This window comes from Ornithinibacillus halophilus (genome assembly GCF_900129485.1).
Taxonomy (GTDB): Bacteria; Bacillota; Bacilli; order Bacillales; family Amphibacillaceae; genus Ornithinibacillus; species Ornithinibacillus halophilus.
The window spans coordinates 15,278-31,062 of sequence record NZ_FQVW01000015.1 but is presented as its reverse complement, the minus strand read 5'-3'; the positions used below and the strand labels follow the sequence as shown (position 1 = coordinate 31,062).

General features: G+C 35.6%; 19 protein-coding genes and 1 other annotated feature. Of the genes, 15 read left to right on the top strand and 4 right to left on the bottom strand.

Annotated features, from left to right (window positions below; genetic code table 11):
- Positions 1-51 precede the first annotated feature (51 nt).
- Positions 52-993, bottom strand: coding sequence for an ectoine/hydroxyectoine ABC transporter substrate-binding protein EhuB (ehuB, locus tag BUB12_RS08090; protein WP_072889873.1), 942 nt, complete (start codon positions 991-993; stop codon positions 52-54).
- A 548-nt stretch (positions 994-1,541) separates the two neighbouring features.
- Here ehuB and ytzI point away from each other — a divergent pair.
- Positions 1,542-1,694, top strand: coding sequence for a YtzI protein (ytzI, locus tag BUB12_RS08085; RefSeq protein ID WP_072889871.1), 153 nt, complete (start codon positions 1,542-1,544; stop codon positions 1,692-1,694).
- A 48-nt stretch (positions 1,695-1,742) separates the two neighbouring features.
- Here ytzI and BUB12_RS08080 read toward each other — a convergent pair whose 3' ends face one another.
- Positions 1,743-2,291 (bottom strand): M15 family metallopeptidase, encoded by a 549-nt coding sequence (locus BUB12_RS08080; protein ID WP_072889862.1) that lies wholly within the window; start codon positions 2,289-2,291, stop codon positions 1,743-1,745.
- Between the two features lie 81 nt (positions 2,292-2,372).
- Here BUB12_RS08080 and BUB12_RS08075 point away from each other — a divergent pair, with 81 nt between their 5' ends.
- The 9 genes from BUB12_RS08075 (at position 2,373) to BUB12_RS08035 (ending at position 10,756) form a co-directional block, all read left to right on the top strand.
- Positions 2,373-2,996 carry a glycerol-3-phosphate acyltransferase gene (locus BUB12_RS08075; protein ID WP_072889861.1) on the top strand — a complete coding sequence of 208 codons (624 nt, stop codon included), beginning with the start codon at positions 2,373-2,375 and terminating at the stop codon, positions 2,994-2,996.
- 34 nt (positions 2,997-3,030) lie between these two features.
- The gene (locus tag BUB12_RS08070; protein ID WP_072889859.1) at positions 3,031-3,516 is read left to right on the top strand and encodes a DUF456 domain-containing protein; all 486 of its coding nucleotides are present in this window, start codon (positions 3,031-3,033) and stop codon (positions 3,514-3,516) included.
- A 27-nt stretch (positions 3,517-3,543) separates the two neighbouring features.
- On the top strand, positions 3,544-4,368 hold the full coding sequence (gene thiD, locus BUB12_RS08065) for a bifunctional hydroxymethylpyrimidine kinase/phosphomethylpyrimidine kinase (RefSeq protein WP_072889857.1): 825 nt from the start codon (positions 3,544-3,546) through the stop codon (positions 4,366-4,368).
- A gap of 70 nt (positions 4,369-4,438) precedes the next feature.
- The gene (locus BUB12_RS08060; protein WP_072889855.1) at positions 4,439-4,990 is read left to right on the top strand and encodes a cysteine hydrolase family protein; all 552 of its coding nucleotides are present in this window, start codon (positions 4,439-4,441) and stop codon (positions 4,988-4,990) included.
- A 208-nt stretch (positions 4,991-5,198) separates the two neighbouring features.
- Positions 5,199-5,452, top strand: a binding site (T-box leader).
- A 59-nt stretch (positions 5,453-5,511) separates the two neighbouring features.
- Positions 5,512-6,951 (top strand): proline--tRNA ligase, encoded by a 1,440-nt coding sequence (proS, locus tag BUB12_RS08055; RefSeq protein ID WP_072889853.1) that lies wholly within the window; start codon positions 5,512-5,514, stop codon positions 6,949-6,951.
- A gap of 402 nt (positions 6,952-7,353) precedes the next feature.
- The gene (locus tag BUB12_RS08050) at positions 7,354-8,520 is read left to right on the top strand and encodes a M20 family metallopeptidase (RefSeq protein ID WP_072889851.1); all 1,167 of its coding nucleotides are present in this window, start codon (positions 7,354-7,356) and stop codon (positions 8,518-8,520) included.
- Positions 8,521-8,560: 40 nt separating this feature from the next.
- Positions 8,561-9,352 (top strand): transporter substrate-binding domain-containing protein, encoded by a 792-nt coding sequence (locus BUB12_RS08045; protein WP_072889935.1) that lies wholly within the window; start codon positions 8,561-8,563, stop codon positions 9,350-9,352.
- A gap of 29 nt (positions 9,353-9,381) precedes the next feature.
- On the top strand, positions 9,382-10,041 hold the full coding sequence (locus BUB12_RS08040) for an amino acid ABC transporter permease (protein WP_072889849.1): 660 nt from the start codon (positions 9,382-9,384) through the stop codon (positions 10,039-10,041).
- Positions 10,034-10,756, top strand: a complete 723-nt coding sequence (locus tag BUB12_RS08035; RefSeq protein WP_072889847.1) for an amino acid ABC transporter ATP-binding protein — start codon at positions 10,034-10,036, stop codon at positions 10,754-10,756. Before BUB12_RS08040 ends, BUB12_RS08035 begins: the two co-directional genes overlap by 8 nt.
- A 176-nt stretch (positions 10,757-10,932) precedes the next feature.
- Here the strand turns inward: BUB12_RS08035 and trhO are convergent, their stop codons facing one another.
- Positions 10,933-11,913: an oxygen-dependent tRNA uridine(34) hydroxylase TrhO gene (gene trhO, locus BUB12_RS08030; protein ID WP_072889845.1), complete on the bottom strand. Its 981-nt coding sequence runs from the start codon at positions 11,911-11,913 to the stop codon at positions 10,933-10,935.
- Positions 11,914-12,315: 402 nt separating this feature from the next.
- Between trhO and cspD the strand changes: the two genes are divergently transcribed.
- From cspD to BUB12_RS08015, 3 genes are all read left to right on the top strand, one after another.
- On the top strand, positions 12,316-12,513 hold the full coding sequence (gene cspD, locus BUB12_RS08025; protein ID WP_072889843.1) for a cold-shock protein CspD: 198 nt from the start codon (positions 12,316-12,318) through the stop codon (positions 12,511-12,513).
- Positions 12,514-12,583: 70 nt separating this feature from the next.
- Positions 12,584-13,279, top strand: coding sequence for a class I SAM-dependent methyltransferase (locus BUB12_RS08020; protein ID WP_084063274.1), 696 nt, complete (start codon positions 12,584-12,586; stop codon positions 13,277-13,279).
- Entirely contained in the window at positions 13,269-13,565 is a 297-nt protein-coding gene (locus BUB12_RS08015) for a hypothetical protein (protein ID WP_072889840.1), read from the top strand. Before BUB12_RS08020 ends, BUB12_RS08015 begins: the two co-directional genes overlap by 11 nt.
- Here BUB12_RS08015 and BUB12_RS08010 read toward each other — a convergent pair whose 3' ends face one another.
- On the bottom strand, positions 13,566-14,441 hold the full coding sequence (locus BUB12_RS08010; RefSeq protein WP_072889838.1) for an NAD(P)-dependent oxidoreductase: 876 nt from the start codon (positions 14,439-14,441) through the stop codon (positions 13,566-13,568).
- A gap of 71 nt (positions 14,442-14,512) precedes the next feature.
- Between BUB12_RS08010 and BUB12_RS08005 the strand changes: the two genes are divergently transcribed.
- Together BUB12_RS08005 and BUB12_RS08000 are read left to right on the top strand one after the other, a co-directional pair.
- Entirely contained in the window at positions 14,513-14,962 is a 450-nt protein-coding gene (locus tag BUB12_RS08005) for a GNAT family N-acetyltransferase (RefSeq protein WP_072889836.1), read from the top strand.
- A gap of 105 nt (positions 14,963-15,067) precedes the next feature.
- Complete coding sequence (locus tag BUB12_RS08000; RefSeq protein WP_072889834.1) at positions 15,068-15,748, top strand: TraR/DksA C4-type zinc finger protein; 681 nt, start codon at positions 15,068-15,070, stop codon at positions 15,746-15,748.
- Positions 15,749-15,785: the final 37 nt, after the last annotated feature.

Below are 15,785 nucleotides of genomic sequence, written 5' to 3'. Positions count from 1 at the left end.
CTGGGCGAGGGAGCCTGACCCTATGGAGTCATGAATAAATTAAATTAATAATTAGTATTGATCTCCGCTACAAACTCCTGCTGTAGTAATATCTTCTGGAACTTCATTATTTAAGAACCCATTTTGTTCTAATAGTTTCGCAACTGTTCCATCTGCTTTAAGTTCAGCTAATTTTTCATTATAAGCTTCACGTAATTCGTCGTTGTCTTGGTGGAAGGCTGCAGCACCGTAACTTGGAATACCTTCAATATCTGGTTGTTCGAAGTTCTCAACAAATTCAAGGTCGTCACCAGAAGTTTCTAATGCCATTCTAAGTGTCATCTCTGTACCAGTTGTTGCATCAGCACGTCCAGAAGCAACAGCTGAGAATGTTGCAGGAATATCTGCAGCCGCTTGGATTTGGCTGTCTTCTACACCTTCAGATTTTACATATTCATTTTCAGTAGCACCTGACATAATTGAAACTGTTGCTCCAGATTCAGCAATGTCAGCGTAGCTATGTAAATCTAATGGGTTACCTTTTTGAACAACAAGACCTTCACCATAAACCATTTCTGGTTCACCGAAATCTACTTGTTCACAACGATCTGGATTGATTGCCATACCAGCAGTAACAACATCAAATTTACCTGCATTTAAACCAGGAATTAGCTGACCGAAATCAGAAAGTTGGGATTCCATTTCTTCGATCCCTAATTCGGCGAATACTGCAGCTGCGATATCAACAGCAGCACCTTTTAATTCTCCATCTTCTTGATAAGCATAAGGTTTTTCGTTAGCGAAACCGATTGTTACTTTACCTTCTTCTTGTAGTTGTGCTAGTAGACTATCGTCTCCACTATTTGCACTGTCTCCATTATTAGAGTTGTTTTCACTTTGATTGTTGTCTCCACTATTATCATTGTTTCCTTCGTTGTTTGAATCATCTCCACAAGCAGCTAATAGTAGAATCAATGAAACACCTAGTACAGAAGCTAATAAAAACTTCTTCATATTCTAAATGACCTCCCAATTTTTTTTATACTATATAATAGTTGGTCAATGACCAATTATTATTGTATTTTCGCGCATACAACTGTTTGATTAGTTTTTGAATGTTGTCCAAAACTTTCACACTATAACTATATTACTAGTTACAAATCAGTATTTTTCCGGAAAAATTGTGATTAATAATTATTTTTATATGCTCAAACAGCTATAATATAATGGTATCGTTATTAAGAAAACGTTTCAAATACGTTATTTTTTGATAATTTGGAAATAAACACTGTATGCTTGTTTCTCACGAATTATGCTTGGTTATACTAATTTATGCTATATAAATGTTGCCTTTTACTCTGAAATCCCCAAAATTCGCTAAAAAAGCATGTTTACCTAATTCTATTCATCTAGTAAAAATAATATTCAAACTTTATGTTGGAAAATTTTAGAAATAGGTAATTTAAACTATCTATGAAATTGTAAAATATGGCTGGATTGTTTAGAATGAGTTGTAGAATGTGTTTAACGATGGATAGGTAGTTTAAGAAAGGAGAAATAATATGATTTGGTATATTGTCATTGCAATCGTTATTATAATAGCAGTTTTATTATTATCATTGATGACCATAAATAAAGGATATGCATATAAACATACAATAGATCCGTTGCCTTCAGAAGAAAATGAAACGGAGAACAACGAAGAAGAGAAATAAAAATGAGGAAAGAGGATAAACTCTTTCCTTTCTGTTTTCAATATATTATTATTCATTTTGCTTCGGGCGCAGTCCTCTTTGTAATTGAGAAATGCTTAGTCCATAAGTCATTTCCAAATGAGGATAGTCCTTAAAATTTTTCCAGTCTCCACCCCATTCAAATCCAAGTTCTTTTGCAATTTCACCTACTTCGAACCAGTCAATCTCACCATTACCATTTCCATCATATGTATAATCCCAGGTCTTATTACCGGTATGGTCAATTAGGACAAAGTCTATGGCTAATCCATAGTTATGGTATGATTCCCCACCTTTTGCATACGTCACAATATTCCCTTCAGTAGATCGACCTTGTTCATACAATTTATTTTGTCTTTCTACCGATCGCAATCCTTCTGTAATTTCTATAAGAATGCCTTTTTTTTCAGATGTTTCTATTAATATATCTTTGTTTAAAGCAACACCAGGGTCTAATTCTGTTGGCATTGGAGCATTTTTTCCATGATTAACGTATTTCCCATATCCATAATAATGAAATATGTAAATTATGAGAACAGAAATACATAGTATAATGAAAGTAGCGATACCTTTTTTCATTTAATTCCCTCACTCTTTAATAAAATAAGTAGTATTTTTTTGTTACGATAAAGAAGAGAAATCTAGCTAGGAGGTGAACTGATGTACTACCTAGTTTCTTGTTTAATTGGTTATATGTTTGGTTGTTTACATGGTTCCCAAATCGTAGGAAAACTAAAAAGTATTGATATTAAAAATTCAGGAGTTAAAAATGCTGGAGCATCGAATACGACAATATTATTAGGGTGGAAATATGGGATTCTAGTTGGACTTATTGATATTTTTAAAGCGACTGCGGCAATACTATTAGTATTATTTATATTAAATGAAAACGGGATTATTGGTAATTTGCAAATTTTTCTTGTTTACTTAACAGCCTTCTTTATTATTATAGGACATAATTTTCCTATTACCATGAATTTTAGTGGAGGAAAAGGTACTGCTTCACTAGTAGGAGTACTTTTAGCCATTGACTGGAAAATTGCTGTTATCGGTATTGGAATCTTGCTTTTATTTACGATTGCAACGGACTATCTAGTAATTGGTGTATTATTTATGTACGTTTCTTTTTTAGCTTCAACTTACTACTTTTTTGGTATTGAGCCAGCTATGATTGTAGTGCTTTTATCAGTATTAAGTATAATGAAACATATAGAAAACTATAAACGTATTATTAATAGAGAAGAGAAAAAGTTATCAAGTATGTTTAAGAAACAAATAGATTAGTTTATAAGGTGGAATAATAGGAGGTATTGAATTTATGCTAGATGTGATTATGTGGATTATTATAATAGCTTTATTTATTTTAAGCTTTGTAGGATTGTTATTTCCAATTGTTCCATCTGTTTTAGTATTATGGGTTGGATTTTTACTGTATCATTTCGTATTAAATGGTGACCAACTTAATATAGTCTTTTGGATAGCGATGGTCTTTTTTACAATTATTCTTATTGTAGCTGATATCGTAGCAAATAGTTACTTTGTTAAACGGTTTGGTGGAAGTAAATGGGGAGAGCGTGGGGCAGCAATTGCTGTTATTGTTGGCTCATTTGTCGTACCACCATTTGGAATTATTATCGTCCCGTTTATAGCTGTTTTACTCATCGAAATTATTCAAAAGCGTACGATGAAAGAATCAGTTATGGCTTCCATAGGTTCTCTATTAGGGTTTTTAGGTGGGACTTTTGCTAAAATAATAGTACAGTTAATTATGATTATATGGTTTTTACTTGTAGTTATATTCTAGAGAATTTTTAAGATAGGTAGTGATGTTATGAATTTTCCAAAACGTGTGATGACAATTGCTGGTTCTGCTGCAGGAGGTAGTGCAGGAATTCAAGCGGATTTAAAGACCTTTCAAGAACTTGATACATATGGGATGAGTGTAGTAACGGCAATCGTTGGGAGACATCCAGAAACAAAGAAAAATGTTCATATGCAAACTATTGAGGCCATTGAAGCACAATTTGATACAGCTATGAAACAGGTTGGAGTTGATGCACTGAAGACAGGGATGCTATTTTCTTCAGAAGTGATCAATAAAACAGCTGAATTAATTCGTCATTCATCTATTAAACAAATAGTAATTGACCCAGTAATGGTGGGTAAATTAGACTCCAAATTACTTGCAGATGATGCAATAGAAGTGTTAAAAAAAGAGCTACTTTCATTAGGTACTATTATTACTCCAAATATGCCTGAAGCATCTGAGTTACTAGGTGGAAGGAAATTAGAGAGTGTAGATGATTTAAAACAAGCTGCAATTGATCTTTATGAATTTGGTCCTAAATCGGTATTGGTTAAAGGTGGTCGACTAACTGGTCCTGCAGTGGATGTATTATATGATGGAAAAACATTAACCACGTTTGAAGCACCAAGAATTGATACCGTCAATACGAGTGGTGCGGGATGTACGTATTCTGCAGCAATTGCGGCATACTTAGCAAAAGGGTCCACTATTCAAAATGCTGTTCACAAGGCAAAAAGCTTTGTGACGACGGCCATTCAATATGGTTTTTCTTATACGGAAATGGTAGGTCCAACCTATCATGCAGCGATGAGAAAAAATGGCGCGGCATTTGAAATTAAAGTAAATTAAGGAATGACTTATTAAATAGACCTCATAGAATAATGCAGAAAATGGATTAATAAAATGAGGAGGATTTTTAATGGGGAAGCGAGCACTAGTTAATGTTGATTACACATATGATTTTGTAGCAGAGGATGGTAGATTAACTTGTGGAAAACCTGGGCAAGAAATTGAGTCCAAGGTAGTTTCCATTACTAAGGAATTCATTCAAGCAGGAGACTATGTTGTTTTTGCAATTGATGCACATAATGAAGGGGATGAGCTTCATCCTGAAACAAAGCTTTTCCCACCACATAATATTAAAGGTACCAAAGGAAGAGAATTATTTGGTGAATTGGGAACTGTTTATGCCGAAAGTAGAGAAAATGAGAATGTGTATTACTTTGATAAAACTCGTTATAGTGCATTTGCTGGTACCGATCTCGAATTAAAGCTTCGTGAGAGAGGTATCACTGAGGTTCATATTATTGGGGTTTGTACCGATATTTGTGTGCTACATACTGCAGTTGATGCGTACAATAAAGGTTTTAACATAGTTGTTCATAAAGATGCAGTTGCAAGTTTCAATCAACTAGGTCATGAGTGGGCACTCGATCATTTTGTGAAGACACTAGGTGGAGAGGTAGTTTAATTAATAATCTCTTTATAATCCAAATACAATATGGTTATATCGTTAATAAGGTACCAATGAAACGAATGGATAATCATTCAATGAAACAATTGCAACAGAGTTTGCTGAAGAAAATGATGTACACAATATAGAAAAAATTATAAACAAAAAAGAGATTAGCAACATAACTTGACTTTATAGGTACATCCTTATATATTTAACAATAAATAGGGAAACGTCGATAAGGACTAGTACAGTTTAAATGTCTTTAGCAGAGAGGAAATGGTTGGTGCAAATTTCCAAAGGCTTAAGCTGGAACCTACCTTGGAGTTCGCCATCAGATAAAGCGTTGCTTTTGAAGGTGTGCGCGGTTCATAACCGTTATCAAGAAGAGTGTGTAGTTCAATAGTAATCCACTGTATGGGTGTTTTTGCTATTGTACACTACAAACAAGGGTGGTACCACCAGACCTCGGTCCCTTTTTATGCGGATGGAGGATTTTTTGTGTTCTAAAAAAAATTTATATAAATGAGGTGTTTGCTGTGGGTAAGAAGAATAAACAATTTGTTGAAAAGATTACAGCCATGGAAGACGATTTTGCCCAATGGTATACAGATGTTGTTAAACAGGCAGAGTTAGTTGATTATGGACAAGTTAAAGGAACAATGATCATTAAACCTTATGGTTATGCTATTTGGGAAAATGTGAAAGATGAACTGGATCGCATGATTAAGGAGACAGGCCATTCAAATGTAGCCTTCCCATTATTCATACCTGAAAGTTTACTGCAGAAAGAAAAAGACCATGTAGAAGGGTTTGCGCCTGAAGTTGCATGGGTTACACACGGTGGGGAGGAAAAACTTCAGGAGCGTATTGCTGTACGTCCGACTTCAGAGGTGCTTTTCTGTGAATACTATGCAAAAAATATTCATTCCTATCGTGATCTGCCTAAGCTGTATAATCAATGGGGAAATGTGGTTCGTTGGGAAAAAACAACACGTCCATTCCTTCGTTCATCTGAATTCCATTGGCAAGAAGGGCATACTGCACATGCAACCGATGAAGATGCTGCTAAAGAAACAGATAGAATGTTGAATGTCTATGCAGACTTAGTAGAGGAATATCTAGCTATCCCAGTACTTCGTGGACGCAAAACGGAAAAAGAAAAATTTGCCGGTGCGAACTATACATTAACGATCGAAGCATTAATGCATGACGGAAAAGCATTACAATCTGGAACTTCTCACCACTTCGGTTCAGGATTTGCTGAGGCTTTCAATATTACTTATTTGGATGAAAATGGGGATAGCCAATACGTCCACCAAACTTCATGGGGATTATCCACTCGTATCATGGGTGCATTAATTATGGTTCATGGAGATAATCGTGGGTTAGTTGTTCCTCCACGTATTGCACCAACACAGGCAATGATTGTTCCAATTGCTCAGCATAAAGAAGGAGTATTGGATAAAGCGTATGACCTTCGTGACAAGCTTAGCAATTTAGTACGTGTTGATATTGATGCAAGTGATAAAATGCCAGGATGGAAGTTTAATGAGTATGAAATGAAGGGGATCCCAGTAAGAATTGAAATGGGTCCTAAAGATATCGACAAAGAACAAGTCGTACTCGTGCGTCGTGATACTGGGGAAAAAGAGTTCGTTGCTTTAACAGAACTAGAAACTCGTTTACCAGCCTTATTAGATGAAATCCAACAAAACTTATATAAGAAGGCATTAGATCACCGTAATGAAAAAACATCTGTTGCTAAAAATATGGATGAATTAAAAACAGTCCTTGATAACCAAGGTGGATTCATTAAAGCAATGTGGTGTGGCGATATCGCATGTGAGGAGAAAATTAAAGAAGATACAACTGCTACATCTCGTTGTATTCCATTTGAGCAAGAAAAGGTTTCTGATACATGTGTATGTTGTGGTAAAGACGCTAAAGAAATGGTGTATTGGGCTAGAGCATATTAATACAAAGAGGTTGTCCAATCAGAGAGTGATTCCCCTGATATTTTGGGGAGTGTCATACTTTGATGGATGGCCTCTTTTTATATTGCTTTATCTCAGGTTCTCTGCGCTGTTATTCTTTGATATGTACAATTAAGTAAATCATGGATTACCAGTTCTCGACTTATATCATCAAATGGTCTATGTCCAATGCCTCGAAGACTTCTTCGTTATTTGCAACTGGGAATGTATCCTCCAATATTTTCATAACTATTCCTCTAAAATTAACTTAATAATAAGAAAATATAAATAAAATGTTATCGTAAATTTTTCTAAGATTAAAGTGTAAAAAACTGTTGCACAAAATTAAATTGAGTGGTATAAATATATTTAATAATTAATAAATATACATAAAGGTGAATAAATATGAATAAACAATTAGAAAATGAATTACTTACGATTAAGGATGATTTGGAAAGTATGAGTGATTACCTCTATAAAAATCCAGAACTTGGTGATCAAGAATATAACTCTATGAAATTACTAACAGATTATCTTAAAAAACATGATTTTCTTGTAGAAACCGGAATTGTTGATCGACCAACTGCTTTTAAAGCATTATTTGATAGTGGAAAAGCAGGTCCAACGATTGCTTATTTGGCTGAGTACGATGCATTACCTAGTGTAGGACATGGTTGTGGCCATAATTTGATTGGGACTATGAGCGTTGGTGCTGGTGTAGTGATAAGTAAGCTTTTAAAAGAAATAGGTGGTAGTGTAGTAGTTTTGGGGACGCCAGCTGAAGAAACGAATGGTGCAAAGGTTCCAATGTCAGAACAGGGGATATTTGACGATATTGATGTTGCTATGATCTTGCATCCTAGTGACCAATCTTATGAAAGTGGAGAGGCGCTTGCAATGGATGCTATACAATTTGCATATAAAGGAAAAGCTTCCCATGCTGCAGCATCACCTGAACAAGGGGTTAATGCATTAGATAGTGTCATCCAATTATTCAATGGCATTAATGCCTTAAGAGAACATCTTCCAACAGATGTGCGTATTCATGGAATTATTGCTGAAGGTGGCCAGGCAGCAAATGTAGTTCCAGACTATGCAGTAGCGCAGTTTTACATTCGTGCAAAAGAAAGAACCTATCTGAATGATGTAGTAGATAAGGTGAAAAACATAGCAAATGGAGCGACTTTAATGGCTGGTACTTCTTTGGAAATATCAAACTACGAATTGAGTTATGACAATATGAAGACAAACCAAACACTGTCTAAAGTATTTAATAAACATTTACAAGAATCTAGTAATCAACCAGTACTTCCTCCCAAAGAAGGGTATGGATCAATTGATATGGGGAATGTGAGTCAGGTAGTGCCTGCAATTCATCCATATATTAGTTTAAATAAGCCTGGATTAGTAGCACATACGAAAGAGTTTGCTGATCAAACAATCACAGCTGCTGGTCACCAAGCATTGTATTCTGGTGCATTAGCTCTAGCATACACAGGTTATGATGTTTTAACAGATTCCGAATTATTAGAAGCAATTAAGAATGAATTTTTTATACATAAAAATGTATAAAAATAAAATAAATTTAATTAAAATTAGAGGAGAGATTTATATGAAAAAAGGGTTAATTCAAGTTTTATTAATTGGATTTTTATTAAGTTTGTTAGTGGCATGTGGCTCAGAAAGCAACAATGGAACAGCAGCAAATAATGAGTCAGACCAAAATGATGAAAAAGAAGTACTTATAATGGCGACTTCAGCAGACTTTCCTCCGTTTGAATCCTATGATACTGACGGTAATTTTGAAGGATTTGATATTGAAATAGCAAAGGTAATAGCTGAAGAACTGGGATATGAATTAGAAATAGAAGATATGAGTTTTGATGGATTAATTGGGGCACTACAGTCAGGCCGAGTAGATTTTGTGATGGCTGGGATGAGTGCAACAGAAGAACGACGCCAAAATGTTGATTTTTCTAAAGAATACCATCGTTCAGGTGAAATGTTTATTTATCAGCCGGATGAATCAATAAACGGATTGGAAGAGTTAGAAGGGAAAACAGTAGGGGTACAATTAGGAACCATTCAAGAAGAGGGAGCAGACGTTTTAAGTGAAGAGTATGGGTTTGAAGTGAAAAAGGTCGATGATGCAAGTGTGTTAATTCAAGAATTAATGTCTAATCGTATTGACGTCGCTTATATGGATAAAACGGTAGCCACTGGTTATATCAATTCACAAGGTTTAGAAGGATTTGATGATCCAACAACTAGTTCACCAGGTATGGGTATAGCCTTTCCTAAAGGCAGTGAGTTGGTAGAACAAGTAAATGAAATTTTAACTGCTCTTGAAAAAGATGGAACGATTGATGAATTAGAAGAAGAATGGCTATCTGAATACGAATAGGTTGCTACTAGAAGGAGAGGTGTTAAGGCATGAATTTGGATTTCAGCCAAATCGTGCCTTATATTCCTTTTATCTTAAAAGGAATAGGGGCCACGTTACAATTTGTTAGTGTTTCAATTATTATTGGATTATTTTTAGGAATCATTTTAGCATTATTTAAAATTATGAAGAAGCCCATACTTAGATGGTTTGCAGATGCGTATACATCCATTTTTAGGGGTACGCCATTAATCTTGCAATTATGGATCATTTATTTTGCAGTGCCACAGTTAAGTGGTTACGATATCTCAGCATTTTTATCTGCCGTGTTAGCATTTGGCTTAAACTCTGCAGCTTATGTATCTGAAATTATTCGGGCAGGGATTTTAGCTGTTGATAAAGGACAAACCGAAGCGGCAGAAGCGCTAGGTGTTCCGTACAAGTCAATGATGGCAAATATTATTTTACCACAAGCTATTAAAAATATATTACCAGCCTTAATGAATGAGTTTATTACATTAACTAAAGAATCAGCTTTAGTTGCTACAATCGGCTATTTAGATCTAATGAGGCGTGCACAAATTGTTGGGGCAGATTTGTATCGAAACTTTGAACCCTTGTTAATTGCAGGAGTTATTTATTGGGTTATGGTTTTTGTCTTAACTAAAATTGGACGAATGCTGGAACGGAGGTTAAGAAAAAGTGATTAAAACAACGGAATTAACGAAAGTGTTTGGAGAGAATACAGTTTTAAAGAATATATCAACAACTATCAAGCCGGGCGAAGTGGTGGCAGTTATTGGTCCTTCAGGATCAGGGAAATCAACTTTCTTGCGTTGTTTAAATCTTTTAGAAGAACCTTCAGCAGGTGATATTGAAATTGATGGAAAAGTAATTACCACTCCAAAAGTAAACAAATTAGAGGTACGGAAAAACATAGGAATGGTATTTCAACATTTTCACTTATTTCCTCACATGACTGTTTTAGATAATGTAACCTATGCACCTATAAAAGTGAAAAAGTTCAGTAAGGAAGCAGCTGAGGAGATGGGGAAGGAATTGTTAGCAAAAGTGGGTTTATCTGATAAGGTAGAGGCTTACCCCAATCGATTATCAGGTGGACAGAAGCAGAGGGTTGCCATTGCGCGTGCACTGGCTATGGACCCAGAGGTCATGTTATTTGATGAGCCTACTTCTGCATTAGACCCAGAGATGGTGAAAGAAGTCTTAGATGTTATGAAAGATTTGGCACAAACAGGTATGACAATGGTTGTAGTAACTCATGAAATGAACTTTGCTAAAGAAGTTGCAGATCGGATACTGTTTTTAGATAATGGGGTCTTAATGGAAGAAGGAGAACCAAGTACGTTTTTCGCCAAGCCTAAAACACAAAGAGCAAAAGACTTTCTTGATAAGGTGCTTTAAATCCTGATTACTGATAAATTAGAGGTTTTTTTACCGATATATGGTAAAAGATCCCCGATAAACTAGAGATATTCACCGATATACTTAATAAGTCCCCGATAAATCTAGACTATTTGCCGATACTAATTCATCCCTATAGAAAAAAGCTTGAGGATAAAAACCTCAAGCTTTTCATATTATGCTTCTTGTTTTACGTTTTCTTCTTCAGCAATAATTGCTAGTCTACGGTCAATTTCCTCTTGGGAAAGGTTATGTTTTTGAACGTAGAGGTTTCTTGGGCTAACACGGCATTCATGTGTACAGCCACGCATATATTTATGCTCATTTTCTTCAGAGCAGAGAATTTGTTTGTTACATTCAGGGTTTGCACAGTTAACATAGCGTTCACATGGTTCGCCATCAAAGTAATCTTTACCTACGACAACGTGTTCTTTACGGTTAACAGGTACAGAAAGACGTTCATCAAATACGTAGCATTGTCCATCCCATAGTTCCCCTTGTACTTTAGGGTCTTTACCGTATGTCACTATTCCACCGTGAAGCTGTGCAACATCTTCAAAACCTTCTTTAATCATCCAACCAGTGAATTTTTCACAACGAATTCCACCGGTACAATACATAAGAACTTTTTTACCTTCGATCAAATGTTTGTTTTCACGAACCCATTTTGGCAAGTCGCGGAACGTTTTAATATCAGGGTTAACAGCGCCACGGAAGTGTCCTAATTCATATTCGTAGTCATTACGTGTATCGATAACGATTGTATCTTCACGCTGCATTGCTTCGTACCACTCTTGCGGACTTAATTTTTCACCTGTAAGTTCTTTAGGATCCGTATCTTCATTTTCATCTAAACGAAGTGTCACTAATTCCTTACGAGGGCGTACGTGCATTTTTTTAAATGCATGTCCATCATGTTCGTCAACTTTAAAAACAATTCCCTCAAAGCGTGGATCATTTTTCATTGTTTCCATGTACTTATTCGTATTCTCTACAGTACCAGAAACAGTTCCATTAATTCCTTCTTTGGCGACAAGAATTCTACCTTTTAATTCAATGTCCTTACAGAACTTTAGATGCTGATCAGCAAAGCTTTCAGGATCTTCAATGTCTGTGTAATAATAATACAATAATACTCTGTAATCTTTCTTCTCCATGTAATTACCACCTATCCATTCATATTTGCAAGATATAAATGTTTGGTAGTTGATATTTATTTTTTATAATCTTGCAAGAGTATAGTTTACCAAACAACACGCCGGTTTTCAATATATACACAGTATTAATATGCAAAAAAATGACGATTTCTGATGTATTTTTCAATGAAAATCGGACATGATAAAAATGAATCTATTCTAGATTTGTAAGGAAATCACTAAAGTAGAGCATTTTTAAAATTATATAGTGATTTACTTGCAATTTAATTTAGAAAAGGGTAAAGTTAAAGTGCAAAAGGAAATTGAAATTGGTAATACTTTACGATCTCTTTAACAAGTGGGTGTAAAAGTATTAAGATTCAATTATACTTTGCACGATATTTGTAAAAGGAGGTCATTTTAATGACTGGTAAAGTAAAATGGTTTAACGCAGAAAAAGGTTTCGGTTTCATCGAGCGCGAAGACGGAGACGACGTATTCGTACACTTCTCAGCAATCCAAGCTGATGGTTTCAAAACTCTTGAAGAAGGTCAAGAAGTTGAATTCGAAATCGTAGAAGGTAACCGCGGACCACAAGCAGCTAACGTAGTTCGTATATAATTACAAAATATATAAGGCCTATCTCATCAGGAGGTAGGTCTTTTTTAGTATTTTAGAGGCGGTGGAATTAGTGGATTCGTTTAATTGGAAAGAAGAAGCTAAAGATCAGTGGGATAACCGGGCTTCATTTTGGAATAGTCGAAGCCAATCAATGTGGGAGCATGGAAGTAGAAAAGATATTATTTCTTTTATAAAGCAACATATCATATCTGGACACAGGGTATTAGATGTTGGATGTGGAGATGGTTATGGTTCTTACAGATTACAACAAGCAGGTTATGAGGTAACAGGTGTTGATTTATCCCCCAAAATGATAGTAAAAGCAAAAGAACAATTTAACGATATTGAATTTTTCCAAGCAGATGTAGGTGAATTACCATTTGAATCAAAGTCATACGATGGGATTATGACCATTAATGTATTGGAATGGACTGAGATTCCTGCGATGGCGTTAAAGGAATTGAGTCGGGTGTTGAAGGACGATGGATTGTTATGTGCTGGGATATTAGGTCCTACAGCTGGCCCAAGGTCGACTAGTTATCCAAAGGTATATGGCAAAGAAACGATTAGCAATTCGATGATGCCATGGGAATTCCAAAAATTAGCTAGTGATTTGAATTTTGAATACATAGATGGATTTGGAGTTTACAAAAAAGGTGTAACCAATTCACATACAAATGGGTTAAGTACCGAATTACAACAAGCACTATCATTTATGTGGGTATTTATGCTAAAGAAAGTGAGTGGAGAAAAAGATGGATCCTAAAGAGATAGAAAAACAAGTAATTGAAAACTACCAGAATGATGAGAAGATGATGATTTTGATTTATGCACAGTGGTGTATCAACCATGATTTGGATCCTATTTCATTGTATGAGGAAGCTTATCCTGGGCAAATGAAAAATACTGCTCTAAAAGAAGCCATGGAGTTAACTGTTCCCAAAAAGGAGTCGGAAGAGATACCTGTCCAAACGGTTCTTAATGTTTTACAGCTTTTTGGGAACGATGATTTAGCTTTTCTAGTTCAACGAGAAGTGGACAAAAAGAAATGATTACTGATCAAATAGCTTAATTAATGCTTGTGTTCCACTGTCTTCTTCCCCGTTTTCTGCTAATTCCTTATACAGGGATAGGGATAAGTTTAAACCAGGTGTATCTAGCCCCATCTCTTGTGCAGATTCTAAGGCAATCGTCATATCTTTTATAAAATGTTTGACATAAAAGCCAGGGGCGTAATCCTCTTTTAACATTCTCGGTGCTAAATTTGAAAGGGAAAAACTTCCTGCAGCCCCTGTTGAAATGCTGTCTAATACTAAACTAGGGTTTAATCCTGCTTTTTTAGCATAGATAATCGCTTCACAAACTCCTACCATATTGGAAGCAATAGTAATTTGGTTGCTTAATTTCGTATGTTGTCCTGCGCCTGCTGGTCCTTGTAAGATTATGTTACTACCTAATACATCAAAAATAGGAAGAACTGTATCAAAGGCTTGTTTGTCTCCACCAACCATAATCGCTAAGGTTCCGTTTTGGGCACCAATATCCCCACCAGACACTGGAGCATCAAGAGAATGAAGTCCTTTTTCAAGTGCTTGTTGGTATATATCTGTTGCCAATTGTGGCTTCGAAGTAGTCATATCAATAAGGTATGAGCCCTTCTTTGCATTCTCAATAATCCCGTTACTACCGAAATAAACCTCCTCTACATCTGAGGGATAGCCAACCATCGTAATAATGACATCTGACTCTTTTGTTAACTCAGCTACAGAATTGCTCCACTGGATACCTTCCTCTAATAAATCCAAAGCTTTTTCTTTTGTTCGCGTGAATATTTTTACTGTGTAACCCTTCTTATGTAAGTTTCGTACCATGCTTTTCCCCATTACACCTATCCCAATAAAACCAATCTTCTGCTTAGTTGTTTGCATCTCTTTCCCTCCAACTATTTTAAATTTCTCCTATTTTCATTATATAATATCATTCAAGGGAGTGTGGAATAATGGAATGGAATATTAAAAAATTTACGGATTTATCTAATAAAGAAATGTACGAGTTGTTAAAAGCAAGGGTAGATGTATTTGTTGTTGAACAAAATTGCCCGTACCCTGAACTCGACAACTTAGATCAACAGTCTATCCATTATTTCTTAAAAGTGGATGGAGAAATTGCTGCAAATGTTCGATTGCTACCGAAAGGACTAAAGTATGAAGAGGCAGCATCCATTGGAAGAGTGTTAGTGGTTGAAAAGTTTCGGGGAAATGGCTTTGCCCATGAAATAATGAAAAGAGCCATTCGCTTTATTGAAGATGAGTGGAATGAAGAGTGTATTAAGATTCAAGCACAAGAATATTTGAATGATTTTTATGGTTCTCATGGATTTGATCGAATTTCAGATACATATTTAGAAGATGGGATTCCACATATTGACATGTTACGAAAAAGAAATTAGAGAATCATTACAAGGCTTTTACACATAGTATAATTAGCAACCTTTTTAGGAATGTTTGACTAAACAAAGCGCGTGCACTTATCTCTTTATAAGGAGGCTAATTATATGATTAGTGGTGAACAGTTACAAAAACTTAAAGAAGCATTATTACAGCGACAAAATGAATTGATTCATCATGTACAGGACCATTTTGGGAAGACAATGGAAATGGCTAAAGAATCAATGGGAGAATTATCGAATTATGATAACCACCCAGGTGATCAAGGAACCGAACTTTTTGAACGAGAAAAAGATGTTGCTTTAAATGAACATGCTGAAAAAGAGTTAGAAGAGATAAATGCAGCATTACATGCTATAGATGAGGGAACGTATGGAATTTGTACGGAATGTGGTGCAGATATTCCATTCGAGCGATTAGAAGCTATTCCTACCACAGACCGTTGTATAGAACATGCTACCAATAATACATTTGAGAGCAATCATCCTGTGGAAGAGGAAGTCGTAAGTCCTAACATAAATCCAAATGAAGTGACCGAAGAAGAGCAAGTGGGGTATGATGCAGAGGACGCTTACCAGGAAGTTAGTCGGTATGGAACATCGGAGACTGCTTCAGACTTTTACGGAGACCAAGAACATTATAATGAAATGTTCCTTAATAGTGATGAAGAAGTTGGTGCAGCAGAAAATATCGAGGAGTTTTTAGCAGCAGATCAACATGGGAAATTCACAGGCGTCACTCCAAATCATAATAAATATGAGGAAGAATACGACAAGAATGAGGATTAAATAAATACAAGAATAAGTGCGCAAATCCATTTATTTG

Bases quoted from the DNA above. Each gene is read 5' to 3' on its own strand.
- ehuB (WP_072889873.1), bottom strand. From the start codon at position 993: ATGAAGAAGTTTTTATTAGCTTCTGTACTAGGTGTTTCATTGATTCTA.
- ytzI (WP_072889871.1), top strand. From the start codon at position 1,542: ATGATTTGGTATATTGTCATTGCAATCGTTATTATAATAGCAGTTTTA.
- BUB12_RS08080 (WP_072889862.1), bottom strand. From the start codon at position 2,291: ATGAAAAAAGGTATCGCTACTTTCATTATACTATGTATTTCTGTTCTC.
- BUB12_RS08075 (WP_072889861.1), top strand. From the start codon at position 2,373: ATGTACTACCTAGTTTCTTGTTTAATTGGTTATATGTTTGGTTGTTTA.
- BUB12_RS08070 (WP_072889859.1), top strand. From the start codon at position 3,031: ATGCTAGATGTGATTATGTGGATTATTATAATAGCTTTATTTATTTTA.
- thiD (WP_072889857.1), top strand. From the start codon at position 3,544: ATGAATTTTCCAAAACGTGTGATGACAATTGCTGGTTCTGCTGCAGGA.
- BUB12_RS08060 (WP_072889855.1), top strand. From the start codon at position 4,439: ATGGGGAAGCGAGCACTAGTTAATGTTGATTACACATATGATTTTGTA.
- BUB12_RS08050 (WP_072889851.1), top strand. From the start codon at position 7,354: ATGAATAAACAATTAGAAAATGAATTACTTACGATTAAGGATGATTTG.
- BUB12_RS08045 (WP_072889935.1), top strand. From the start codon at position 8,561: ATGAAAAAAGGGTTAATTCAAGTTTTATTAATTGGATTTTTATTAAGT.
- BUB12_RS08040 (WP_072889849.1), top strand. From the start codon at position 9,382: ATGAATTTGGATTTCAGCCAAATCGTGCCTTATATTCCTTTTATCTTA.
- trhO (WP_072889845.1), bottom strand. From the start codon at position 11,913: ATGGAGAAGAAAGATTACAGAGTATTATTGTATTATTATTACACAGAC.
- cspD (WP_072889843.1), top strand. From the start codon at position 12,316: ATGACTGGTAAAGTAAAATGGTTTAACGCAGAAAAAGGTTTCGGTTTC.
- BUB12_RS08015 (WP_072889840.1), top strand. From the start codon at position 13,269: ATGGATCCTAAAGAGATAGAAAAACAAGTAATTGAAAACTACCAGAAT.
- BUB12_RS08010 (WP_072889838.1), bottom strand. From the start codon at position 14,441: ATGCAAACAACTAAGCAGAAGATTGGTTTTATTGGGATAGGTGTAATG.
- BUB12_RS08005 (WP_072889836.1), top strand. From the start codon at position 14,513: ATGGAATGGAATATTAAAAAATTTACGGATTTATCTAATAAAGAAATG.
- BUB12_RS08000 (WP_072889834.1), top strand. From the start codon at position 15,068: ATGATTAGTGGTGAACAGTTACAAAAACTTAAAGAAGCATTATTACAG.